This is a genomic window from Pragia fontium (genome assembly GCF_900638655.1).
Classification (GTDB): Bacteria; Pseudomonadota; Gammaproteobacteria; order Enterobacterales; family Enterobacteriaceae; genus Pragia; species Pragia fontium.
Map to the genome: position 1 here is coordinate 1,190,506 of NZ_LR134531.1, position 25,898 is coordinate 1,216,403.

A 25,898-nucleotide genomic window follows, 5' to 3' on the forward strand; every position below is an offset into this window, starting at 1 on the left:
TAATGATAATAGATCAAAATATTAAGTTTACCGGTGGCTGTTTAGTTGACAATGACCGTTTGGTCTTGACATCTGTAGATAATGATATTGAATTTTATTCTGATTATTCAGAATTTAGCTTTTGGGATACCTCCAATATAAATGATTTAACGTTTACTACTCTGGAAGTAAAAAACTGGGCTGATAATATGGTGCGTTATATATCCGCTCAGGAGGAGTTTAATGGTCTTTGTTGTTTGTCTCCAGTTGGTAAAGTTTTTTTTATTCAGGATGGTAAAATTGTTAGCATTGAAACTCTGAATGAAGTAGAACGCTGGGGCAATTTACGAAATATAGTACAAATTGGTGGACAATTATATGTATGTGGTAATAAAGGGCAAATTTATCAACGGGTAGAAAAAAATAAGTGGCAGCATATTGATGATTCTATTCTATCGGAACAGGATAGGAAAGCTGGCGTAAAAGAACGAAAAAAAATGCGTGACGAAGTCATCAATAGTTTACCAGAAGAGCAGCGAACGATGGAAAATATTACGCGAGTGCTCGACGAAAGAAAAAAGCAGGAAAAAAAACAAGGAAATAGAAATTTATCCGCAATCAATGGTTATTGTAGTAACGACATTTATGTATGTGGAACCTCGCCGGGGAGCAAAGAAGGTGGTGTGGTATTTCATTATAATGGTATTAATTGGCAAAGGTTAACAGTGCCAACGACTGATGGTTTGTTGAGCATCTATCTTCACGATGAAAATACAGTGTATATTGGTGGCTATAATGGTTATCTGTTAAAAGGTAATTATCGTGATGGCTTTATTGAAATTAGTGATAGTACTAATCTTGTCTCTATTGATAATTTTGTGTCGATAGCGGGGCGAGTTTTTCTCAGTACCAATAAGGGAGTGAGGCAATTAAAAGACGATAAGGTAGTAACCGTTGATATGTATGATGAATTAAATCAAGTAGCGTCTGAATTATTAAATGATACTGTTATAATTGATGTTTACGGTGATAATTTACTTATTGTTGGTAAAAAAGTTGTTTGTCGTTATTCGTTTAAAGAGAGTAAGATCAATTTCTTATTGTCAGTTATCGGGCAGGATGATAACTAGTATGGATAAAACACAAAGAGAGATCATAATGCAAACGTTAATGGAGCCTTTTCCGACATTAGCCGAAGCGATTTGTATCAGAGTCGGTTGCCATAATATTTATAATTGGCTGTTACGGTTAGAGCAGCTCTATGAGCTATCTCCGCATACGATCTGCCCTGAGTTGCTAAAAAAACAACATCGAGTTGTATTGGCGCAAGAGGGTTTAACATTAACGTTGTCACATCCTCACGTGATTTATGTACCAAGGGGTGATAAAGAACGGTGGTGTTTAGAATCGGCTGAATTTGAGTTTGTTCAGACTAATAGTTGGAAGACAGAAGCGCCGTTTTCACTGGATATCCAGTCAGAATCATTAACTTCAATTCAAACTAAGCTTAGCGATGACTTTACTGATATTACTGATGATTTACGCCAATCCTATTATCTAGATGATGGACGGGTTGTTGAAGTGACCTGGAATGATAAATTAGGAAAGGGGATTCAACGTATATTAGTAGTAAGATTAGGTGTTGATATTGAGTTTGAACTTCCTGAAAGTGAATAGCGCTATTGTCGCGAACCTCTTATTTATTTTTGTTAGTCGGCGCTATATAAAATTATATTTCAGATTATTTTTGCATATCTATAGTAGGTGGCAACTATTATTTTTAGTTATCACCTGTCTTATTGCTTGTTGAATTTTTTATGTTGTATTTATGTTAAGAAATAGAGGCAGGAGTCCATTCTTACATAAACAATTATCTATTTGTGGTTCGGGGTATGTTAGCCGGATCAGTTTTAGTTTAACGGATATGACGGTGGCTAAAAGTATAGTCTTATTACCGATTCGTTATGAATAGGTGTTTGGAGAGGAGTGCTGTCTTACTTCAAAGAAGAAGTGTGCAAATAAAGTCGCTAAAAATATCAGTTAACAGAAAAACAAGTCTCTTAAACGAGAGTCTATAGTACTTAAAAATAATATGTAATTAAACTGGCAGGATGCTGACAATGACTAAAGGTGAAATAAGTGAATTAAAAAAAGAGAAAATGGCAAGAAAGATTGAGAATATAACGATACTCGAAAAACACAATGTATCTTATTCTCAATATGATATTAACCAGTCCGTTGTATTTGATACTTTAGATGGTGCAGTATGTTTTTACCCTACAACGAATAAAATTCAACACCGGGGTAAAGTATTTCCAGGGAATGCTTATGATGTTCTTGATTATGTTGAACGAATTATTAGCGGCTGCAATAATGATTAAATATCATTTTAGCCTTGGTTAAAAACTATTTTGGTATTCAATAAGTTGTTAGTCTCTGAGGGAAGCTGGCTACGAATATAGAGAAATATTTATAATTCATCAATTTTTTAGTCAATTAGCCTCTTATTCGCCTGAATGAGAAAATCATTGGTTTTTGAAAACGATTTGCCGCCTAGAATCTCACCCCAATAAAAACAGTTTTACAAGTCTGCTAAACTTATCCCTAAGCCCCCAATCATAATTGGTCTATCCCATGACTGTTGCCGTGCTTTATACGTTAATTCCTGCTGCTGCTGCCATTATTGGTGCTTCTGTTGCGCTATTTCGCCGCCCGGGTGATGGAACGATGAGTATTATTCATCATTTTACCGCTGGGATTGTTTTTTCTGCGGTGGCTGTGGAGATCCTTCCCGACTTAAAGGGGCATTCTCTTTGGGCAGTGCTGTTAGGCAGTATTACCGGTGTAATACTGATGCTGGGTATCAAATATCTGGGGGAGAAGGCAGAGGGGCCGGTGGGGTTTATTTCTGCGGTGGGTATCGATATTTTTATTGATGGTTTGGTATTAGGGATTGCCTTTGCTGCTGGGGCGAAAACCGGAATGCTGTTAACTCTGGCGCTGACGCTGGAAATTTTATTCCTTGGATTATCGGTGGTTGGTGAGCTACGGGACTTTTTAGGTAATCGTCGTCGGGCATTGGCGGCCGTGATTGTACTGGCATCATTACTACCAATCGGTAGTATGCTGGGCGCACCCTTAGCTACACTTGGAACCTTCTGGTTGACAACTTTTTTGGCATTTGGCCTGACTGCTCTGCTTTATCTGGTTACTGAAGAGTTGTTGGTTGAGGCTCATGAAGGGGGTAAAGATACGCCACTGGCAACCGCCATGTTTTTTGCTGGTTTTATATTACTGCTGGTATTGGAAGAAAGTATGTAAAACGGTGAGCAATTTTAGTCGCTGTTATTAAAGCCGATAGATTGGAAGAGTGGCTTATCCTTAACCGATCACTTTTCCAATTGCATGTCGGCTATTGAAAGCTACAATAATCACAAGTACCTCCCTGATTAACTCAAGGGAGTCAGGAGAGATTTTTATTTTTCGCGCGCAGGGCAATGTTTTACTATAGCGCCCAATTCTTTTACACCGCCGTATGGATATCCGATGCGTTATTTAGCTGCTTGTATACCTTTAATTTTTTTGCTCTCTGCCTGTAGCAGTAAGCCTAAACCTACTGTCTCTGAACCTACTTTTGTGCAGGGAGGATTCAAGCTTGAACCAGAACATGCGGTTCATCCATTAACCGGTGATTTTGCCGCTAACCCGGCAACCGAGCGCTTTATTAATAATATGGTGCAGAAACACGGTTTTGATCGTCAGCAACTACATGACATATTGGCACAGGCAAAAAGGTTGGATAGCGTGCTACGCTTGATGGATAAGCAGGCTCCGTCGACAACTAAACCTGTCGGTATACCAAAACCGAATGGCGCATGGATTCGTTACAGCAACAAATTTATTACCCCTGACAATATACAAAACGGTGTTGCTTTCTGGAATCAATACGATGCAGCCCTGCAACGCGCATGGAATATTTACGGTGTACCACCTGAGATTATCGTCGGTATTATCGGCGTGGAAACCCGTTGGGGACGCGTGATGGGCAGAACGCGGATTCTCGATGCGCTGGCGACCTTATCGTTTGAATATCCGCGTAGGGCAGAATATTTTAGTGGAGAACTGGAGACGTTTCTGCTGATGGCACGAACGGAAGGTAATGATCCGCTTTCTTTACGCGGTTCTTTTGCCGGAGCCATGGGGTATGGCCAGTTTATGCCTTCGTCATTTAAGGATTATGCGGTGGATTTTAACGGCGATGGACATATCAATCTATGGGATCCGGTAGATGCGATCGGCAGCGTTGCTAATTATTTTAAGTCTCATGGTTGGGAGAAAGAAGCCACTGTAGCCGTTCCGGCAATCGGACAGGCGCCTGAACTTAAGCATGGTTACAATACCCGTTATTCTTTGACCACTTTGGCTATGGCGGGTTTAAAACCGCAGGGTTCAACCAGTCATCATAAGGAAGTGAGCTTGCTGCGTCTGGATATGGGAAGCAGTTATCAATATTGGTATGGCTTACCCAATTTTTACGCGATTACTCGCTATAACCACAGTACTTATTACGCCATGGCCGTCTGGCAATTGGGAGAATCGGTACGGGTTGCCCGTAAGCGCCAGTAAATAAGTTTATTCACTCAATAAAGGGTCGCTAATCAGCGACCCTTTTTGCGTTATATCACAACGAGATTATCTGTTGGCAGGTGCTGGTGCACCTGGTTTTGCCAAAGTTAAAAGCTACTTTTCATTTGTAAAATTATTGTAACTGGATGCCATTTTATGTGAAACAAGCCGCTGGGTTAGAGCGTATCAATAATTACAGTAAATATGATTATTTAGGACAATGAGAGGTAAACAGTATGAGTTTTCAGGAGAAAGTCGTCATTGTTACCGGGGGTGGTAGCGGTATTGGTCTTGAAGCGGTAAAAGCCTTTGCCAGAGAAGGAGCGTCAGTCGTTATTGCTGATATTAGCGAGCAAGGTGAAAAAGTAGCTGAGTCACTTAGACAGGATGGATTTAATGCGCTGTTTGTTAAGACGGATGTTACCAGTGAACCAGATCAGCAAAACCTGATAGTCCAAACGATTAAGCATTTTAAACGCCTGGATGTTGTGTTTGCCAATGCGGGAATTGCCCGGGATAACGTTATTGATAAATTGAGTCTGGCTGACTGGCAAAAAACTATCGACATCAATTTATCCGGGGTATTTCTCAGCAATAAATGCGCTATCAGTCATTGGTTGGAGAACCAACAACGCGGGGTTATTGTTAACTGTGGTTCTATCCATAGTTTCGTTGGTAAGAAACACGTTACTGCTTATGCTGCGGCTAAAGGTGGAGTTAAGCTGTTGACGGAAACGTTGGCTGTTGATTATGCCAGTCAAGGCATTCGAATTAATGCGGTTTGTCCCGGCTATATTGATACGCCATTACTCAGTGCCTTAACTTCGGAACAGAAAGATGCGTTGGTAAGCCTACACCCTCAGGGGCGTTTAGGGCGTCCGGAAGAAGTGGCTAACGTTGTGTTGTTTCTGGCTGGAGATAAAGCGACTTTTGTTAACGGCGCATCGGTGTTGGTGGATGGTGGTTATACGGCGCAATAATTAATGCCAGCAGTAAAGCACGAACTTCCGCTTTTTTGATAGTAGAAGTTCGTGACCCGCTTTTTACTCCATTCGGTTACAGTATTTCACCATTACTGGCGATAACCTGGCGATACCAGTCAAAGCTGACTTTTTTCGAACGCTCCATAGTGCCAGTTCCATCATCATGTTTATCAACGTAAATAAAACCGTAACGTTTATCATATTGGCCGGTGGTAAATGATACGCAGTCCAAGCATCCCCATGGCGTATAGCCCATTAACTCAACACCATCGTAAGTAACGGCTTTTTTCATCTGCTCAATATGGGTTTTTAAATACTCAATGCGGTAATCATCGTTAATCTTTCCATCTGTACCGATCTTATCAATGGCACCAAAACCGTTTTCTACGATAAACAGCGGCTTTTGATAGCGTTCATACAGAATATTGAGCGAATAGCGCAGGCCAACCGGATCGATTTGCCAGCCCCAGTCTGAGGCTTTGACATAAGGATTGACTACGCTGCTCTCAAAACCGGTAATAGCATCGGTATTACCTTTGGTATCGGCTGAAACGGCATTGCTCATGTAATAACTTAGGCCAATATAGTCGACGCAGCCTTCACGTAAGATTTCAGCATCCTGCGGTTGCATGTCAATATGAAAACCTTTACGTTGCCATTCAAGCAGAGCATAGGCAGGGTAATAGCCGCGAACCTGAACATCGCTGAATAGGAAACGATGATGCATTGCTTCCTGCGCGTACATAACATCATCCGGATTACAGGAAAATGGATATAGTGGAATAGTGGCGATCATACAGCCGATTTTAAACGCTGGGTTAATGGCGTGCCCCAGTTTCACAACCTGAGCACTGGCAACAAATTGATGATGCAGTACTTGATACATGCACTCTTCGGGATTCGGTTCCTGATTGAATATAACGCCAGAACAGCAATAGCCAAATAAAGGGACTTTATAGTCACGTTGATTGTTTATTTCGTTAAACGTCATCCAGTATTTAACTTTGTGCTGATAACGTCGCATGACCACTTCGCTGTACTTAACGAAGAAATCAACGACCTGACGATTTTTCCAGCCGCCATACTCTTTTACCAGATGCCACGGCATCTCGAAGTGCGACAGAGTAATCACCGGTTCAATATTGTATTTGAGCAATTCATCAAACAGGTCATCGTAAAACTGTAAACCCGCTTCATTTGGCGTGGCTTCATCCCCATTAGGGAAAATGCGTGTCCAGGCAATGGAGGTGCGGAAGCATTTAAAGCCCATTTCAGCAAATAAGGCGATATCCTGTTTATAGTGCGAATAAAATTCAACGGCCTGATGGTTGGGGTAATAGTTGTCTTGTTGAATATCGTCGGTTATCACGCGTTCGACGCCGTGAGCGCCGCCGGTTAAGACATCTGCAATGCTGATGCCTTTGCCTCCCTGATTCCATCGACCTTCAACCTGATGGGCAGCGACTGCGCCTCCCCATAAAAAACCTTTAGGCAATTGATGCTGTGTCATATCGCAGTTCTCATTTGGTAATAATGATGATTTTAACTCGTTGGTTTAGTGTAGGTGTGGACGTGCAGTAATCAGTTATGACTACGCGAAAATATGCCCAACGAGTATGCATGGGATAATAATTTGCTTTGTTGAAGATTAACAAAAATAACGGGGATGTCACGATATAACAAATAGGGTAAAAAGTGATTTGTTACCGCCAAAAAACAAGCTGTTTTATTTGCTCAAAGACATTTGTGCCAGATGATGTCCGATCGCTTCTAATATATAAATAACCGGGACTTGGGTAGTAATATTATGTCCGCCAGAGACAATGGTTTGAGGCATATGATAGGAAAGATTAAAGTCAGCCATTCGTGCTAAAGAACAGGTTTCACTGTTGGTAATACTAATAACTTTGCAGCCGTGTAGGCTGAATTGACTGGCCAGACGAAGGATTTCCTGAGTTTCTCCAGAGACCGAAAGAATAATCGCTACGGCATTTTTAAAGGTATCTGTACTGACCGGATAATAAGGGTCGTCAATATAATTGCTAAATTTACCGACGTTAGAAAAAAAACGCGCTCCGTATTTCCCTAATGAGCCAGAAGAGCCCGCACCGACAAAGACAATTCTGTCCGCATTAGCAATGTGAATAACGGCTTGATTTATTAATTCATCGAATTCTTTATTATTGATGCTGTTAAAGAAGCTGACGATCTCACCCACGCCAAAATTAACCGGTTGATGGATTTCCTGCTCAATAGAGAGCTTAAAACGAATACGAAATTCAGAATATCCGTCACAGCCCATTTTCTTACAAAAACGCATAACGGTAGTGGTTGAAACATCAGCTGCATCGGCAAGCTCACGGATAGTCATATACATAACTTTGTCCTTATTCTTAATGACATAGTTATAAATTATCAATTCCAGAGCGTTAAGATTTGCGATTGCAGTATGAGTAAACATTGTTATGCCTGAGTAAACGCCAGTCGTTTGAATAACGCCAGTCGTTTGAATAAGGGCTAAATTTAATAACACAATAACAGATTTTATGTTTATCGGCATACTTGATCGAATGCGGACTGAACAGGACGAAAGGCTGATTTATGTATGCTGTAAATTAACCATCTAACGGCACAATAACGCTTATAAGCAGGGTGATATGCTGTAAGATTGGCGTAACACGTTTTCAGACAGGAAAGTGATATGAATGATTCCTCATCCATCATCTCAACATCTGATGATGCCGCTATTCAGCAACAGTTTATTCAGCTAAGCCACAGCCTAAAACACAATCTACCAATAACCTTACTGCATATTGGTCAGGAAAAAACATGGGTGTTATCCGGAAGCTCACAACGACTATCTACTGTTCAACGGCTGAATATTGGCGCTGAAAATATTGCGAAAGACTGCTTTTTTCATCAACCTCCTACGGAGGGTGAAATGGAGAGGGCGATTATGTCGGTTGAGGATGAGGTGATTCGTATTAGCAATCAGATAACTGCAGATTCACAATTATATACAGCTGATAGAACGCTGGATGATATTGCCCGCGCACTTGGAATCGCGCCTCAACCTGAATACAGACTTTCTCTGGAAGAGGTTGAGCGGGTATTTGATAGTTTGGCAGCAGTAATGTCAGGCCGCTCTGCGGCATGGGAAGGCATACCTGAAGATAATGTTTTTTCTGCCAGTTTATTGATTTTACGTGAATTCATGCATCATTTGGGTTTTTCGGCGATTACTGTGGTTGAACTTTAATGTTTAATCTAAATTTGAGAATCAATAACGAGAGAGACTTTTTATTCTAGTACGTTAAAATATGGTTCATCTCATTATTGGAAAAGTTGGAATGTGTTTGGCAAAGCTGACTTAAGCGGTTTGCCTAATGTGTTCGAATGTCGCTAGGATAAATACGCTGAGGCATATGGTGGTGAGTTGGCGTATTTTATACGATGTTGCTAAAAATACGATAACCAAATGGGGATATCGATTTTGAATAAAAGAACGTGTGAATTAAGCCAGCAGGTAGGGGAACGCTTAGCCAGACAAGGGCTGTGGTTTACCTGTGCAGAATCTTGTACCGGCGGTCTGGTGGCCGCATATATTACTGAGATACCGGGAAGTTCGGCCTATTTTGACCGTGGTTTTGTTACCTACAGCAATCAGGCCAAGCAGGATTTACTGGGAGTGAAGCCGCAGACGCTACACCAATGGGGTGCTGTCAGTGAGTTAACGGTACGTGAAATGGCGAGTGGCGCTCTCAAAGCCGCTAACGCTGATGTTTCCGTGGCTATCAGCGGTATTGCTGGGCCAGATGGTGGAACGCAAGATAAACCAGTAGGTACGGTCTGGTTTAGTTGGGTACACCGGGATGGCCGGGTACTCGCTAGGAAGATATGCTTTACCGGTGATCGTCATCAGGTGCGCCAGCAGGCTGCAAATTACGCATTGACGGTCGTGTTGGAAAAATTTCTTTAAAACTCTCTTGATACTGTATGATTATACAGTATAATCATTTTATCGCTTTAGAAATGAAGCCTCATACATTTTTATGACCATATTTATAACCATGGAGCCACACAATGGATGACAACAAACAAAGAGCACTTGCCGCTGCATTAGGGCAGATTGAAAAGCAGTTCGGTAAAGGTTCAATCATGCGTTTGGGTGATACTCAATCCCTTGATGTGGAGTCTGTTTCTACCGGTTCTCTGAGCCTGGATATTGCACTAGGCATTGGTGGTTTACCTATGGGCCGCGTTGTTGAAATTTTCGGGCCAGAATCTTCCGGTAAAACTACCTTGACTCTATCGGTTATTGCTCAAGCGCAGAAAGAAGGCAAAACGTGTGCCTTTATCGATGCGGAGCATGCGCTGGATCCCGTTTATGCGGAAAAATTAGGCGTACAGGTTGATGACCTGTTGATCTCCCAGCCGGATACCGGCGAACAAGCCCTTGAAATTTGTGATGCGTTGGTGCGTTCTGGTGCTGTTGATGTCATCATTATCGACTCCGTGGCGGCACTAACGCCGAAAGCGGAAATTGAAGGCGAAATGGGGGACTCACACGTTGGTCTGCAGGCTCGTTTGATGTCTCAAGCGCTGCGTAAGCTAACCGGTAATATTAAGAATGCGAAATGTCTGGTAATTTTTATTAACCAGATTCGTATGAAAATTGGTGTGATGTTTGGTAACCCGGAAACCACTACTGGTGGTAACGCGCTGAAGTTCTACTCTTCTGTTCGTTTGGATATCCGCCGCGTTGGTGCGATTAAAGACGGTGACGAAGTGGTTGGTAACGAAACCCGCGTTAAAGTGGTGAAGAACAAGATTGCTGCACCATTCCGTCAGGCTGACTTCCAAATTCTTTACGGTGCTGGCATTTCTAAAGAGAGCGAGCTGATTGACTTAGGCGTGAAACATAAGCTGGTTGACAAATCCGGCGCATGGTATGCCTATAACGGTGACAAGATTGGTCAGGGTAAGGCTAACTCAATGAAGTTTTTACTGGAGAATCCGGCTATCTCTTCTGAGCTGGAAAAACGCCTTCGTGACTTGCTATTGAGTAATAATCCGGTGATTGAAGCTGAAGCCGAATCAGAGCTACCTGAAGGCGAAGAGCTTTAATTAGCACTCATTAGGATCTTTGTTTAAATGAAATCACTGTTACCACGAGCGATGCGATTACTGGCTCAGCGTGATTACAGTGAACAAGAAATGCGCCGTAAGCTTGCGGCGCATTCTCCTTTTGACGGTTTTAGTAAAGACCGTTACGCAGAAAAAACGCCCATCTCAGAAGAGTCTATCAACCAGGTTATTGAGTATTGCCATCAACACAACTGGTTGAACGATGCCGACTATGCCCGCCGTTTTATTATTAGCCGCAGCAATAAAGGTTATGGTCCACAACGTATTCAGTCTGAATTACAGCAAAAAGGCATCAATCGTGATGAAATTCGTCATGCGATGTCGGAATGTGAAGTTGACTGGTATCTGAAGGCCAGAGAGGTTGCTGTCAGACGTTTTGGCTATGAGTTACCCACTGACTGGAAAGAGAAATCTAAAGTTCAGCGTTATCTCGCCTACCGGGGTTTTATGCAGGATGAAATCCAATCAGTTTTTACTGATTCTGAATAATAAACCCTCTGTGGATTTACTTCCCATCAAAGAAATTTTATCTTATGCCTACTTTTAATTCGTAAGCCAGCCATTTTTCTTCTGATTCGCTGTACTTTACTTACGGATAGCCTTCATTTTAGCCAGATATTGGAAATTATATGAGCAAGAGCACCGCTGAGATCCGTCAAGCGTTTCTCGATTTCTTTAATAGTAAAGGGCATCAGGTTGTTGCCAGCAGTTCTTTAGTCCCTCATAACGATCCTACGCTTCTGTTTACCAATGCGGGGATGAACCAGTTTAAAGATGTGTTTTTGGGGCTTGATAAGCGCCCTTATACCCGAGCGACGACTTCACAGCGTTGTGTGCGTGCTGGTGGTAAACACAACGATTTAGAAAACGTGGGTTACACGGCCCGCCATCATACTTTCTTTGAAATGTTAGGTAATTTCAGCTTTGGTGATTACTTTAAGCATGATGCGATTAACTTTGCCTGGGAATTATTGACCGGGGCGGAGTGGTTTAATCTGCCAAAAGAGAAGTTATGGGTGACCGTTTACGCCACCGATGATGAAGCCTATGACATTTGGGCTAATGATATTGGCGTTCCCCACGAAAGAATTATTCGCATCGGTGATAACAAAGGTGCTGCGTTTGCCTCGGATAACTTCTGGCAGATGGGTGATACCGGTCCTTGTGGCCCATGTACCGAAATATTCTTTGATCATGGCGATCATATTTGGGGTGGGCCTCCGGGATCCCCAGAAGAAGATGGCGATCGCTATATTGAGATATGGAACATCGTCTTTATGCAGTTTAACCGTCAGTCTGACGGTACCATGCTGCCATTACCTAAACCTTCAGTAGACACCGGTATGGGGCTGGAGCGTATTGCAGCAGTACTGCAACACGTTAATTCTAACTATGATATTGACCTGTTCCGCACTCTGATTGCTGAAGCAGCCAAAGAGACTAAAGCAACGGATTTAGACAGCAAATCTTTACGCGTTATTGCCGATCATATTCGTTCATGCGCATTCCTGATTTCTGATGGTGTAGTGCCGTCAAATGAAGGGCGAGGATATGTGTTACGCCGTATTATTCGTCGTGCGGTTCGCCATGGCCATATGCTGGGCGCTACAGAAACGTTCTTCTATAAGCTGGTGAAACCACTGATTAGTGTAATGGGCAGTGCTGCTGATGAGCTACTGCGTCAACAGTCGATGGTTGAGCAAACTCTAAAAACGGAAGAAGAGCAGTTTGCGCGTACGCTGGAACGAGGTCTGGCCCTGCTGGATGAAGAACTTGCCCAGTTAACCAGTGATACATTAGCGGGTGAAACTGCATTCCGTCTGTACGACACTTTTGGTTTTCCACTCGATTTAACGGCAGACGTTTGCCGTGAGCGTAATATCAAAGTTGATGAAGCCGGGTTTGAAAAAGCGATGGAAGAACAACGTCGTCGAGCCCGTGAGTCCGGTGGTTTTAGCGTAGATTACAGTAAGCTGATTCGCGTTGAAGGTGAAACAGATTTCAGCGGCTATCAGCGTCTGGAGCAGTCTTCTAAAGTGGTTGCTTTGTTTGTTGATGGTCAGGAAGTCAATCGTGTTCAACAGGGGCAGGAAGCGGTCGTTATTCTTGATGGGACGCCATTCTACGGTGAATCCGGTGGTCAGGTAGGTGATGCTGGTTTGCTTAAATCAGCTAAGTTTGCTTTTGATGTACAGGATACTCAGAAGTATGGTCAAGCCATTGGTCACATTGGCCGTTTAACGCAAGGTGAACTGAACGTTGGAGATAGTGTTGATGCTATCGTCGATGGTGTACGTCGTGAGCGAATTCGTTTGAATCACTCTGCTACTCACTTGCTTCATGCTGCATTACGCCAGATATTGGGTGAGCACGTTGCTCAAAAAGGCTCATTAGTAAACGACAGCTATTTGCGTTTTGACTTCTCCCATTCTGAAGCAATGAAACCGGAACAAATTCGTGCTGTTGAAGATTTGGTTAACCAGCAGATTCGTCGTAATTTGACGGTTGAAACCAATATTATGGATTTAGATGATGCTAAATCCAAAGGTGCTATGGCGTTATTCGGTGAGAAGTACGATGATAAAGTTCGTGTACTTTCAATGGGTGATTTCTCGACTGAACTTTGTGGTGGTACGCATACTGAGTCAACGGGTAACATTGGTTTATTCCGTATTACCTCTGAGTCGGGTATTGCTGCGGGTATTCGTCGTATTGAAGCTGTAACGGGCGAAAACGCGATTGTTGCTATGCATCAACAAAGTGATGTGTTAAATGAGGTAGCATCACTGGTTAAAAGTGATGGCAATGGCTTAATTGAGAAAGTAAAAGGATTACTGGAACATAGCCGCGCAGTTGAAAAAGAGTTGCAACAGCTGAAAGATCAGATGGCAGCACAGGCAAGTTCGTCGTTAGTCAATAAGGCGATAGATGTAAAAGGTGTGAAGCTGCTGGTCAGTAATTTGAATAACGTTGAGCCTAAAATGCTACGTACGATGGTTGATGATATCAAGAATCAGTTAGGTTCTGGTATCATTGTGTTAGCAACCGTACATGATGGCAAAGTAAGCCTGATTGCTGGCGTAACTAAAGATTTGGTTGATCGGGTAAAAGCCGGTGAGCTTATTGGAACCGTCGCACAGTTAGTGGGTGGTAAAGGCGGAGGTCGTCCTGATATGGCACAGGCCGGCGGTACGGATACTAGTGCATTACCAGCAGCGTTGGCTACAGTTGAGAGCTGGGTTGCTGCGAAGTTATAAAGTATTAAGCCGCATATTTATCATAATAGCGTTTGTTGCTTTGTTTATATATGCGGATTTTGTTAATATTTTTAACGTAAGTAAAACACAAATTTAAAAAAGTTGGCTAAACTTAGATGTATACATGTTCTTATCTTGGTTATTGATAGAATGAGTTTGAGCTAAAACGATCGGTATCGGCTGTAATAGCTTACGTTCTTGTGGTATATCATGGATAATGGGCAGGATGCACAAGAGAAGCAATGGTCTGTTTAATCTGTCAAGGAGCAAAGAATGCTTATTCTAACTCGTCGAGTTGGTGAGACGTTAATGATTGGTGATGAAGTTACCGTTACCGTTCTGGGCGTAAAAGGTAATCAAGTTCGTATAGGTGTTAATGCACCTAAAGAAGTATCTGTTCATCGTGAAGAGATCTACCAACGAATTCAGGCTGAGAAGTCACAGCAATCGACTTTTTAAGCTTTTGGCGCGTCTCGCTTTGTTGAGTGAGGCGCGTTGATTTTTCCTTTCCTGCTTTATCCCTCTCCCGTTTTTCCATCATTCAATATTGATTATTCGTTGCTGGTGATAGCCATTTTATGCGCATTTTTTGCTGGTAAACTGTTCGGGTTGTTTGCTTAGTGCACAAACGAACGTTATGAATAAAAAAGTATTTGACTTATAAGCCCGGGAAAGTAATATGTGCGCCACGCAGTGCCGATAAGCATTTCAAATGTTGAAGGTATTGTAAGTAGTAAGAACGGTGAGGTGGCCGAGAGGCTGAAGGCGCTCCCCTGCTAAGGGAGTATGCGGTCAAAAGCTGCATCGAGGGTTCGAATCCCTCCCTCACCGCCATTCTTATTACAGATTTTAGTAATCTGCACCCGTAGCTCAGCTGGATAGAGTACTCGGCTACGAACCGAGCGGTCAGAGGTTCGAATCCTCTCGGGTGCACCATCTTATGTGAATATTGTTTTAGCAACGATATTCAAACAGATAGTATTATCGCGTCTGTTTTAGTATTTCAAAGAGCACCCGTAGCTCAGCTGGATAGAGTACTCGGCTACGAACCGAGCGGTCAGAGGTTCGAATCCTCTCGGGTGCACCATCTTCCTCTTAAATCTTAGTTGCTTTTTGTAGCGTTAAGGTTTTGCGAAAACGCAGAGAGAGGATAACGTTGCGTAAGCAACGGCCCGAAGGGCGAAACAATAGTGGAGTCATCCTCTCGGGTGCACCATCTTATTATCAATATCGTTTTAGTTACGATATTCAAGCAGATAGAATTATCGCGTCTGTTTTAGTATTTCAAAGAGCACCCGTAGCTCAGCTGGATAGAGTACTCGGCTACGAACCGAGCGGTCAGAGGTTCGAATCCTCTCGGGTGCACCATCTTCTTCTTACATCCTAATTACTTTTTATCTCGTTAAGCTTTTGCAAAAGTGCAGAGGGCGTATAACGTTGCGTAAGTAGCGTCTCGCAGATCGAGACAATAGTAGAGTCCTCTTGGGTGCAGCATCTTCTTCTTGATTCCTTTTTTATTCCCAGTTAATCCCTTCTGGCTTTGGTGCTAATACTCTTTAAAAGTGCAGCATAGAGCAGAGCTTCCTATTGGGTATGCTTAGCGTAGTATCTGGCAAGTTATGCAGAGGGCTTATAACATGATGACAGCGGCCTTTATTACGCAATTCTTCAATATACTCCAACATATCCAAATCTAGCGCCATAGCGGCTGCTTGGTTTGAGTATTAAATCAAGTCAGGGTCAAGTTCAGGATGGTTTACCGCGATGCCTAAGAGTGCCGTTAATTCGTTTTTTGGACGGATTATATTGTGTGGATAAGCATTCAGTGGTGTTGATGAATACGAATTGTATCTGAGCTTGTCGCTAATCTAATGAACCTGGAGTGACTAATCGAAAAGTTTGGGCTTGGTTATCGTTATCGCTGATTAGACATGATGTGTAAATTAGTTTGCCTGCGATTGTTAGTTACTGCTAATGATTTTGTTATGGAAATGTTGATTAATATTGTTGATGTAAATCGATAAAATAGTAAATACCTAATTTTAGTCATTTGATTTTTTTAAATGAAATGATGTTTTTAAAATGGCCGAATACATATTCGGTATTTATTGTGACACAATTTTGTATAAAATTATTATCATTTTCAATGATGTTTAAGTCTTTTTTGGATTTAACTATCCACATGAAATACTAATTAGTGCAATTTTGATAATAGGAAATTTTATAATCGCCAGGGGTAAGCCGGTTTTAACTTATTAATGTATTATTAATGACCAGATTTCTTTGATCCTCGGTCATTTTGGTTAGAGTGAATAATGAATGGTAAATTATTTTAAGTTGTTTTCTTTGTTTTTTTTGAAATAAAAATCTATATATGTGAAATTTTATAGTTAAGCTTTTATTTGTAAGGGCAGTATTGTTATTATTTACCAATAGGGAACAGGTGATTCTCATTGTGCTTAGCGCTAATTTGATAAATAACTTAGGGTTTATATTAGTATGATGACACTCTTTAGTATTTATTAAATCAAGTTTTTCGCTGAGTCAGAAAATAGCGAAACAGGATATTATCAAGCTATTTACATGGCAGTAATATTCTTAATGGTTTTCATATCTGGTTGTTTCAAGTGAATTTTTATTAGGCTATAGATAATTAAGTTATCGGGCCATCGGTTTTTTGTCTTTTGGAGATATATAGACACTTAAATAATTAAGATGTTTATTATAAGGATGTATAAGCATGTCGTTAAAATCAGCAAGCCAATCATTACGATTTATATTTATTATTCTAGCGGTAATCGTTGGTTGCTATGTCTTTTTTTTCCACGATCTATTAGAAACCATTGATCATTCTCCGTTAGTCAATGCCAGTATTATTACCGTTCAGATTGTTGGTGTTCTCTATTCATTTTTTATGGCGATTTCTCTGGTGATTGGTATCAGAGATTGGCGTCGTTTTACGCAAACAACGCCTTCAGAAGGTACATCGGTTCGTTTACGAGGTGCAATTAACCCACTGCAAAGTCGTATATCCGACTTGATGCATTCTAATAGTGAAGTCCGTGGGGCTTTGTTACAAACGTTAAGAGAATCTTTAACGCGTAAAGTGACCGGTGCAGAATATCTTTCAGGACTACTGGTTGGTCTGGGGTTATTAGGAACGTTTATTGGTCTGATTATGACCATGGGCAGTATTAAATCAGCGATTGGCGTGATGAGTTCTGGTAACAGCGAAATTTCGGCATTGTTGGACGGTTTGGCCGCACCTTTAGGTGGGATGTCTGCTGCATTTACTGCATCGTTACTTGGGTTATTAGGTTCACTGGTGATGGGACTTATCGCTCATATGCTAAGTACCGCATCAGAGCATTTATATACTGATATTGATGGCTGGGTTCATACACAACTTGCTGAGAGTAATTCAGGGGATGAAGGATATACCAGCAATTTGGCCGATGGTCGGCCAGGTGTTAGCCAGTATGCGCCAGCCAGTGGAATTGGTCCGAATTATGAAGTTGAGCGTTTGTTAAGGGGAATCTTAAAGTTCACTGAAGTTCAGCAAGCTCAACAACATGAGAGTATTGGTTATTTGAATAAATTGTTAGCCTGCCAGGAAAAATTATTTGCCAGTCAACAGGCTGTTGCAGAAAGTCAGCAAAGTACGTTGGAGAATCTGGAAAATAATCATCAGCACGTTATGGACATTATTGATGTTCATAATCGCCATATTGTTGATATTTTGCAGGGTTCACTGAATCAGCAATCAGGTCTGGTTACCGCTTTACAAAATACTAATCATTATCTCTCCGTTAATGGCGAAGTTCTTCAACAGTCACTTCAGGTTCAGGAAGGATTATCGAAGGGATTAAACGGTATCCAATATGAGTTAAGCGAATTAAACCAGCATGCTGAGCAGCAGAGCCTGAAACAGGATGATCTTGTTAATACCGGGCAGGAAACATCTACCTCAGTGAAATATGTGAAACAAGCCCTGATTGAATGTACGGGGTATCTTAACCAGAATCGAATTCAGCTCGGTGATACCTTTATTCAGGTTGCCGATAGTTTGAAGAGTTTACAGGCTGAAATACAAGGCGGCCGCCAACAGATACTTACTCTGGAATCCATACTGAGAATGGGGGCTGGTGATTCTGACAATATTTCTCAAGCCATTCAGTCTCAGAATAATGCATTACTTGAATGTATGCGCCAAATTACAGAAGCTAACATTTTTATGCGCTCGAGTAGTGAAGTGTTTATGGAGGAATACCGCAATATCCAGAAAGAAGACCAGAAAGCCGTGCCAGCAGAAATAAACTAATTTCTTTTTATCAATGAATTATTGTTTATACCGAACCGTGTTTTCAGGTAGTGATTGAGTCGTAAGAACGCTACAGGGATGTTTTAATATTATGAAAATAAAAAGAAAAAAAATAGTTTATTCTGTTTTATGTGCGCTTCTTATTTCCGGATGTCGTTCTGGAACGTCAGATACACAAATATATACATTAAACTCGGAAGAGAGTAGTGGCGTCCCGAATATTGAGGCCCCAAACAATGAGGTAGAAACGAATACTGCGGTTGTATTTAACTCGGTTATCGTTGCCTCTTCAGACCTCATGGCAGATAGCTCAAAAGAAGGAATATTTAAACCGGCATCCAGCGTTGGAATGTTTTCACTGACGGCGGCATTGAAACAAGCTCAAGAATATTCATTGCGTACGGTGATAAGCCGCGCAAAAGTTGATGAAGCAGAGTTACGAATCGATGAGGCTAAAGCAGGCTACTATCCAAAATTGCAAGCGATGGTAAAAACGGCAGATTGGCTCTCCGACCGCAGTGCTAAAGTGGCGCGATCTTTTGATGAATATTCCCAGATGCAATTAACATTGCAATATAACCTGATGGACTTTGGTCGAACCAGTCATGCGGTTGGCAGTGCCCATGAGATTCATTGGTCGGCACTTTTTAGTTCGGATAGTGAAATTAACTCGGTTTCTTTTGATACCACCAAAGCTTATCTCGATGTTCGTCGTTACACATTATTGCTGGCTGCCGCCAAAGATTACGTGACAGTGACTTCAGAGTTGGTTGATACATTAAAAATTAGGGTTGCTGGAGGTGGTTCCCCCGAATCGGAACTGATTAGAGGGCAGTTAGCGCTGACCAACGCTAAAAATCGTCAGAAAACCATTGATCTTCAGTTGACCAAAGCAAAACAAAAACTACGTAGTTTGTTGGGGCAAGAGATATCCATTGAAATGGTTGAGCTCGCAGATATTCCTGCGAACATTGATTTTAATGCCATGATTGCCAGAGTCCGGTTAGAAAATCCAAATATTAAAGCCCGTTTGGCTGAGCTGAACGGTGCTAAAGAGGATGTTTCTGCGGCCAGATCTGGTCGCTATCCTAGCGTGGATGTTGTTGGGGGTTACAAGCGGCCTTTCCAACACCCGGAGAATTTAGACGGTAACTATTTAGGCGGTAACGTTGCTTTGCAAGTGAGTGTTCCCGTACTGGATGGAGGAATTAATAGTTCACGTATTGGTCAGGCATTAGCTCGCTTACGTATGGCTGAAGCGTCATATGGTCAGTTACAGCGTGATGTCAGCGAAATGGCATTTAACTTATCTAACGATGCACTGAATGCCAAAGATTTGTGGAGAATCCAAGGTCAGGCCAAAACGGATGCCAGCCGTACGAAAAATTTATATTTAGATGAGTTTCGTTTAGGTACCCGTAGTTTGAATGACCTAATTAGCGTACAGACAGACTTCTTTAATGCCAGCGTGGGACGGGTGACATCGCAATATGATTATTATTTATCCGTATTAGGACTTTATCTGCTCTCAGGGCAGGTAGATAACGGCATTACCATGCTCAAGCTACGCTAAAAACAGGAAGCAGAAAGATGAAAGGGAATGGACATTTTTGGCCAGCTTACGTTGATATGATGACGGTCCTTTTACTGGTCTATTTACTTATTTCAATGATTTTTCAGGTTTTATTGATTGTTGCTCAACAAAATGTTGGTGTAAAGCTTAGTGCTCAGCAGCAGGTAGAGATTCACGCAGTTCCTCAAGGTTCTAAATTGAATGAATTACGTATGATGCTGGATGTTAATCAAAACTATCTGGGTTCGAAAAATAAGAAAGAGCTGATTAGCTGGCTGGAAAAATACAAGGATGACATTGAAAAAAATGGAGTGGTTATTTATGCCGCTTCAAAAGAAGGTAAGCAAATAGGTGTAAATCTGACGTTGCAATACGATCGTTGTCTGGAAGTGCTTAGGACTATGCAACAGTATGAAATATCGACTCAAAAAGTGACAATTAATAATTCATCAGTCAATATTTTTCCTGAGGATTTTGCGGCAATTTACCTTAAGTCACCGTCAGATGTACCAGTGAAAAATGACGAAATGAGTACATCTGACAGAGCAGGAAATCCTGCCTTAGTTGGAGGGGTATAGTGTCTCAACCAACCCTTATCAAGCGCGGGATGACTGCTTTCAGGCTGATAACAAGGTGGTTTCCTCAAGGAATAGCCGGTTATACCTTATTGGCATTTTTTCTGTTTTTTATTTGGGCATTTTGTTTCCAACTCGATGTATTAGTTAAAGGTAGCGGCGTCATCCGGGTAGAGAGTCGCAACCTTTTGCTACAGCATCCTGAAGGTGGGGTAGTACGACAACTATTGGTCCACGAGGGGGAAACAGTTACCAAAGGGCAGTTAATTGCGGTTATTGATAACAGTTTGATCAGTGAGGATTCAGCCAAAAATGAGGCAGAGCGTCAGGCGTTAAAAATAAGAGAACAGCGCTTGCAGCATGAATTATCAAAAACCAGATTTGAATTAACGCTGACTGGCAATGATGAAACAGACAAAATAGTCCGTAGTGAATATCAACTCTATTTGTCTCGCCAAACTGCATTGCATGAACAGCTACAGGTTAATAAAGCACAGTTGGAGCAGCGTAAAGCCCAGCAGACCGAACTGATGACCAAAGTCAGTGATTTAACCAAGCAGCTGGCCTTGTCACAAAGTCAGGTCAATCTCTATAGCTCCATGGTTGCTAAAGGAGCTGCTGCGGAAGCTTCGTTATTACAAAAACGGTCAGAATTCCAGCAAGTTCAAACTTCTCTGAATGAAGCACGTCTGAGATTACCAAAAGTCCAAAGTGAGTTAGATGAGTATCAGGCCAGATCTAATCAGGCTTTGGCTGATTTTATGTCGGATACACAAAGCCAGCTCAACCAAACCAAAGTCGAATTAAGCCGGGTTGATGTACAAAACACCGCGAGCGAAGGACGTAAAGCTAACGCTCGCATTGTTAGCCCGGTTGATGGCGTGGTTCAAAAACTATTCGTGGCCCATAACGGTGCGGTGATCAAGTCTGGTGGTGAAGTGATTGAAATTGCGCCGTCAAAAGTTCCATTAATTGCTGAAGTTAAAGTTCGACCGGAAGACCGGGATCGTATTTGGGAGAAAATGCCAGCGCGTTTGCATATCAGTGCATTTGGTTCGTCTTATGCCAATACATTGGAAGGGAAAATTACGGTAATTAGCGCGGATGCCATCAGCGATGAGCAAAATGGTCGCTATTACCTGATTAGCGTTGAAGTGCCTGAACAGCAATATGAAAAAGTTATTTATCCGGGAATGGGGGTTGATGCCTATTTGCTTACCGGAAAAAGAACACCGTTAGAATATTTAATTAAGCCATTATTAAATAATGCAAAATTAGCATTGTCTGAGCCATAGAAAAGGATTTTAGACAGTACTATATAAAAGGAACTGATAATGATAAACGATTTTCCATTACCGGCTTCACCTGCCGTTTCAGTTATTCCTATCACGTATGCGGATAACCATATCCCACTCGATTTTGATCAGATTCAATTACTGATTAATGGTCCGGATTTAATTATAAAAAGCGGGGATGATAAACAGCTGATATTGCCGTTGGGGGCTAAATTGGCCTCACTGAATCAGCATTTATTTACCCTGAGTTTTAGTGATGGAACGGTTATCAGTTCAGACGATTTACTCAGACAGGCCAAAGTCGAAATTGAAGCGCCGGGGATGAATAGAGCAGGAAAAGATCTCAAAGGAGAGCCAACGACAGAACCTCAGGTGGTGATTAAAGAGGTCATTAATCAAGTTATTATCGATGAAAATATCGGTGGTGCCGTTGACGAGGCGGAATCGGATGAGATTACCATAACTCAGATTGATAGCGCTCTGCCTTTACCGGACAAACAACCCGTCACTGAACTGTTGGTCAGATCTACCTCATCCGGGACTCCACCCGAACCTTTAGGCCAAGCGGCATCTGCCGGTGAATCTTCTCATCCACCGGTTACTCCTCCAGATACGGAGGGTAATGGTGTGGTTGCCATGCCACTAACCTTAACACAGGTAGCCGGTGTTGCGGATATGTTGAATCATTTTTGGCAAGGCGGGACGGGAAATCTGGCAGCAACCAAATCAGGTGATTGGGCAACTCAATATGTGGCGACTAATATTGATTTATCTGCGGAGTCATCTAATTGGACCATTCAAGTCAACAATAATCAGGTGATACCTGAAGGTATGGTTGCCAGGGTGATTCGGTTAGATAAGAGTAGTGGCGATATTAGTGTGACTGGCCTGCCTGCCGGATACGTATTGATTACTGCGGATAGTGCGGAAGGTAAATTTTACAATCTGCAACCTAATGAATTGATGCTTATTTATCCGCAAGGACATAAAGCATCGTTTGAATTGAGTTTTACCTATACCTCGTTATCCGGTACTCAGATCAAAGAGAGTGCTAAGTTTGTCATTGTTGATAATCCCACTACTAATATCGACAGTGATGGTCGCTTCCAGCTGTCAACAATGATGAATGACGTTAACGTTTTGGGCGGCAGCGGCGATGACCACATTATCGCCGGTCATCAATATGGTATTTATGATGGCGGTGCTGGACACAATACTGTGGATTATTCCGCTTCATCCCAGGCATTGGTGATTGACCTGACAAAAGGGGAAACCACCATTGCATCCAATGGTACTAAGCAGCATAGCCTAATTAATATTCAGGAAGTGGTCGGCTCAGATTATGGCGATACGCTGATTGGTAATAGTGTTGATAACGTTTTACGCGGTGGTGCTGGTGATGACTTGCTGATCGGCGGAGCGGGAAATAATCGCTTAGACGGCGGTAGTGGAATCAATACTGTTTCTTATGCGGCATCCACGACTGGCGTTTCCGTTGATCTTAGTGGTGGAGTGACCAGTAATAATGGACTAGGTGGTCAAGATACCCTGTTAAATATCCAAAATATTATTGGTAGTAGTCAGGATGATGTGTTGATTGGAAATCATCAAAATAACCATATTCAGGCGGGAAATGGTGACGATACCCTAATGGGAATGGGGGGCGATAACTATCTTGATGGCGGTGCTGGTATTAATACCGTGAGTTATGAGCACGATATTGCCGGTGTTCATGTGGATCTCTCTACGGGAGTCGCACAAAACGGCTTCGGTGGGACAGATACGCTGATCAATATCCAACAAATTATTGGTTCATCATTTAATGATGTTTTACTCAGTGGTCGGGGATATTCCTACATCCGAGGTGGTGGTGGGAATGATACGCTGATTATTAACGGTGACATGGCCAGCCGGGCAATACTTGAAGGTGGGCTAGGTGATGATATGTTTATTGCTGGTAACGGCGTGAATAAATTTATCGGCGGTGGTGGTTTTGACAAAGTTGATTATAGCCAGGCTCGTAGCGGTATTGATGCTAATCTAAAAACGGGTCAGGTTTATGATAATGGCTTTGGCGGCATGGATACGCTGGAGGAGATTTCAGCCATTATCGGTACCCAGTTTGCCGATCGTTTTATATTAGGTAACGGTAATCATCATATTTCGGCTGGCGGTGGAGATGACACCATTATTGCGGGTAGCGGAAATAATCATATTGACGGTGGAAGCGGGTTTAATACCGTTGACTATAGCGCTGCTGTTAGCGCGATTAACGTTGATCTACTGAGTGGTGTTGCCAGTAGTAACGGTTTTGGCGGTCAAGATAATCTAACCAACGTTAATCAGATTATCGGGACTGCATTTAACGATGTCATTGCCGGCGGTAATGGTGATGATGTTATTTATGCCGGTGATGGTGACGATATTATTCTTGGTTCATTAGGCAGCGATACGCTGTTTGGCGGGGAAGGGAATAATAAACTGGATTACAGTCGGTTATCTGCCGGCGTCACCATTGATGTCATTAACGGCCGTACAATCAAATCAGTCGGTGGGACAGATTCATTTTCACATTTCACCCAGTTTATTGGTTCTCTCGATAACGATGTATTCATTATGTCTAAGGGCAACTTCACTATCGACGGTGGTGCAGGGGTGGATACGGTTGATTATAGTCAGATCAGCGCGAGAATTGTGGTTGATTTACGCAGTGGCCGTGCCTACCAATTTGATGCCGCCAATGCTGATTTCGGCGTTCAGTACTTATCCTCAATAGAAAAAATTATCTTACCAAATTCAGTATCCGGTAGAGGAAGCGTGGTTTATACCGGTACCAGTGGTGGCCTTTGGGTTATGGGTAGTGATGGCGCAGATACCTTCTATGTTATGGGGGGAAGTAATACGTTTACTGGCGGAGGTGGTACTGATTGGATTTCTTATATACATGCCAAGTCTGGTGTCAACGTGAGAGTCGATGCCAATAACAATGGCAAAGCTACGAACAATGGTTATGGTGGTCAGGATATTCTCAACGGGATTGCTTATATTCAGGGGTCGTCACATGACGATTATCTGGCGGGTAATAACCTACTGAACGGACGCAAGGGTAACGATACTCTGGAAGGAACGGGCAGCGGTGCGATTGCTTATTATCGTGAATCACCGAGGGGTATTGTGGCGGACCTGGAAGCTGGGATAGTGAGTGATGACGGCTATGGATATCAGGATAAGTTAATCAATATCAACAAGATATATGGCAGCGATAGCGGCGATATTATCTATGGTAATTCGCAAGATAATGTCATTAGTACTTATGAGGGGAATGATTTAATTTTTGGCAGCAAAGGTAATGACTTTCTTAATGGTGGCAGTGGCATTGATACCGTTGATTATAGCCTGCTGGACGCTGGGATCCTGGCCAACCTGTCAACGAAGATAGTGAATAAAGGCGTTAACGGTAAAGATAATTTGGCATCAATAGAAAATCTGACTGGAACGATATTTGATGATGTCCTGATCGGTGATGCAGGGAATAATATTCTGGTTGGTGGTGGTGGTAATGACATTCTCATTGGCGGCGGTGGTGATGATTTACTTTTCGGTGGTAATGGATTTGTTACCGCCAGCTATCAAACATCGACCTCAGGTATTCATGCCAATTTGAGTACCGGGGTGGTTGCTGATGGTTTAGATGGAACAGATACGCTGGTTCAGATTAATAAAATTTTGGGCTCATCCCATGATGATATCTTCACCATTACCAGTAGTAGCGATCTGCAGAACTATGTTATTGACGGCGGGGCAGGTATCGATACGTTGAAGAAAGTCGGTTCTGGCCAGACGTTCAATTTAACCGGTCCAGATTTTCAGATTAGTAATATTGAACGGTTTGATTTTGCTGATAAAGCTGCCGACGACATTACTGTCGATCTTAATGCGTTATTTGCCGGGCAGGCTGCCACCTCTTCTATTTTTATGAATACCGATGCTGCCGATGTTGTTCATCTCTCTGGTAGCGGTTGGTCAATGGTCGCTAGCGATGCGAATAGTGAAACATGGGCTAACGGGAATCAGACCTTCAGCCATACGTGGGCTTAAGCTATGACACTAAGCAAGAATAACCAAGGCAGCATAAGCAGCA

At 42.3% G+C, this 25,898-nt stretch carries 19 protein-coding genes and 4 tRNA genes; 21 read left to right on the forward strand and 2 right to left on the reverse strand.

The window, feature by feature from the left end:
• Window positions 1-2: 2 nt before the first annotated feature.
• The 6 genes from EL341_RS04965 to EL341_RS04990 all read left to right on the forward strand — a co-directional run bounded on the left by EL341_RS04965 (window position 3) and on the right by EL341_RS04990 (window position 5,585).
• Window positions 3-1,109 carry a beta propeller repeat protein gene (locus EL341_RS04965; protein ID WP_074820690.1) on the forward strand — a complete coding sequence of 369 codons (1,107 nt, stop codon included), beginning with the start codon at window positions 3-5 and terminating at the stop codon, window positions 1,107-1,109.
• 1 nt (window position 1,110) lies between these two features.
• Complete coding sequence (locus EL341_RS04970; protein ID WP_074820693.1) at window positions 1,111-1,656, forward strand: hypothetical protein; 546 nt, start codon at window positions 1,111-1,113, stop codon at window positions 1,654-1,656.
• 443 nt (window positions 1,657-2,099) lie between these two features.
• On the forward strand, window positions 2,100-2,360 hold the full coding sequence (locus EL341_RS04975; protein WP_074820694.1) for a hypothetical protein: 261 nt from the start codon (window positions 2,100-2,102) through the stop codon (window positions 2,358-2,360).
• Between the two features lie 253 nt (window positions 2,361-2,613).
• Entirely contained in the window at window positions 2,614-3,300 is a 687-nt protein-coding gene (locus EL341_RS04980; RefSeq protein WP_074820696.1) for a ZIP family metal transporter, read from the forward strand.
• 225 nt (window positions 3,301-3,525) lie between these two features.
• Window positions 3,526-4,605, forward strand: a complete 1,080-nt coding sequence (mltB, locus tag EL341_RS04985) for a lytic murein transglycosylase B (RefSeq protein ID WP_126467165.1) — start codon at window positions 3,526-3,528, stop codon at window positions 4,603-4,605.
• Between the two features lie 236 nt (window positions 4,606-4,841).
• Window positions 4,842-5,585: an SDR family NAD(P)-dependent oxidoreductase gene (locus EL341_RS04990; protein ID WP_074820700.1), complete on the forward strand. Its 744-nt coding sequence runs from the start codon at window positions 4,842-4,844 to the stop codon at window positions 5,583-5,585.
• 76 nt (window positions 5,586-5,661) lie between these two features.
• On the opposite strand, the gene EL341_RS04995 is transcribed toward EL341_RS04990, so the two are convergent.
• Window positions 5,662-7,098, reverse strand: a complete 1,437-nt coding sequence (locus tag EL341_RS04995; RefSeq protein WP_126467167.1) for a 6-phospho-beta-glucosidase — start codon at window positions 7,096-7,098, stop codon at window positions 5,662-5,664.
• Between the two features lie 216 nt (window positions 7,099-7,314).
• Window positions 7,315-8,049 carry a MurR/RpiR family transcriptional regulator gene (locus tag EL341_RS05000; RefSeq protein ID WP_074820704.1) on the reverse strand — a complete coding sequence of 245 codons (735 nt, stop codon included), beginning with the start codon at window positions 8,047-8,049 and terminating at the stop codon, window positions 7,315-7,317.
• A gap of 240 nt (window positions 8,050-8,289) precedes the next feature.
• On the opposite strand from EL341_RS05000, the gene EL341_RS05005 reads away from it, so the two are divergent.
• The 15 genes from EL341_RS05005 (at window position 8,290) to EL341_RS17575 (ending at window position 25,855) form a co-directional block, all read left to right on the forward strand.
• Entirely contained in the window at window positions 8,290-8,847 is a 558-nt protein-coding gene (locus tag EL341_RS05005; protein ID WP_074820706.1) for a Ppx/GppA phosphatase family protein, read from the forward strand.
• 231 nt (window positions 8,848-9,078) lie between these two features.
• Window positions 9,079-9,567 (forward strand): nicotinamide-nucleotide amidase, encoded by a 489-nt coding sequence (gene pncC, locus EL341_RS05010; protein WP_162488760.1) that lies wholly within the window; start codon window positions 9,079-9,081, stop codon window positions 9,565-9,567.
• Between the two features lie 104 nt (window positions 9,568-9,671).
• Entirely contained in the window at window positions 9,672-10,715 is a 1,044-nt protein-coding gene (gene recA, locus EL341_RS05015; RefSeq protein ID WP_074820708.1) for a recombinase RecA, read from the forward strand.
• A 27-nt stretch (window positions 10,716-10,742) separates the two neighbouring features.
• Window positions 10,743-11,225: a regulatory protein RecX gene (locus EL341_RS05020; protein WP_074820709.1), complete on the forward strand. Its 483-nt coding sequence runs from the start codon at window positions 10,743-10,745 to the stop codon at window positions 11,223-11,225.
• 140 nt (window positions 11,226-11,365) lie between these two features.
• The gene (gene alaS / locus EL341_RS05025; protein ID WP_074820711.1) at window positions 11,366-13,993 is read left to right on the forward strand and encodes an alanine--tRNA ligase; all 2,628 of its coding nucleotides are present in this window, start codon (window positions 11,366-11,368) and stop codon (window positions 13,991-13,993) included.
• Window positions 13,994-14,266: 273 nt separating this feature from the next.
• Window positions 14,267-14,452, forward strand: a complete 186-nt coding sequence (gene csrA / locus EL341_RS05030) for a carbon storage regulator CsrA (protein ID WP_027275176.1) — start codon at window positions 14,267-14,269, stop codon at window positions 14,450-14,452.
• A 282-nt stretch (window positions 14,453-14,734) separates the two neighbouring features.
• A tRNA-Ser gene (locus EL341_RS05035) sits at window positions 14,735-14,827 on the forward strand.
• A 25-nt stretch (window positions 14,828-14,852) separates the two neighbouring features.
• Window positions 14,853-14,929, forward strand: a tRNA-Arg gene (locus tag EL341_RS05040).
• A 74-nt stretch (window positions 14,930-15,003) separates the two neighbouring features.
• Window positions 15,004-15,080: transfer RNA gene (locus EL341_RS05045), tRNA-Arg, on the forward strand.
• Between the two features lie 204 nt (window positions 15,081-15,284).
• Window positions 15,285-15,361 (forward strand) — tRNA-Arg (locus EL341_RS05050).
• Window positions 15,362-16,733: 1,372 nt separating this feature from the next.
• On the forward strand, window positions 16,734-18,314 hold the full coding sequence (locus EL341_RS05055) for a MotA/TolQ/ExbB proton channel family protein (RefSeq protein WP_074820715.1): 1,581 nt from the start codon (window positions 16,734-16,736) through the stop codon (window positions 18,312-18,314).
• 91 nt (window positions 18,315-18,405) lie between these two features.
• The gene (locus EL341_RS05060; protein WP_126467169.1) at window positions 18,406-19,887 is read left to right on the forward strand and encodes a TolC family protein; all 1,482 of its coding nucleotides are present in this window, start codon (window positions 18,406-18,408) and stop codon (window positions 19,885-19,887) included.
• Window positions 19,888-19,904: 17 nt separating this feature from the next.
• Window positions 19,905-20,465 (forward strand): hypothetical protein, encoded by a 561-nt coding sequence (locus EL341_RS05065; protein ID WP_126467171.1) that lies wholly within the window; start codon window positions 19,905-19,907, stop codon window positions 20,463-20,465.
• Complete coding sequence (locus EL341_RS05070) at window positions 20,465-21,757, forward strand: HlyD family type I secretion periplasmic adaptor subunit (protein WP_047780395.1); 1,293 nt, start codon at window positions 20,465-20,467, stop codon at window positions 21,755-21,757. Before EL341_RS05065 ends, EL341_RS05070 begins: the two co-directional genes overlap by 1 nt.
• A 39-nt stretch (window positions 21,758-21,796) precedes the next feature.
• The gene (locus tag EL341_RS17575; RefSeq protein ID WP_164720439.1) at window positions 21,797-25,855 is read left to right on the forward strand and encodes a beta strand repeat-containing protein; all 4,059 of its coding nucleotides are present in this window, start codon (window positions 21,797-21,799) and stop codon (window positions 25,853-25,855) included.
• Window positions 25,856-25,898: the final 43 nt, after the last annotated feature.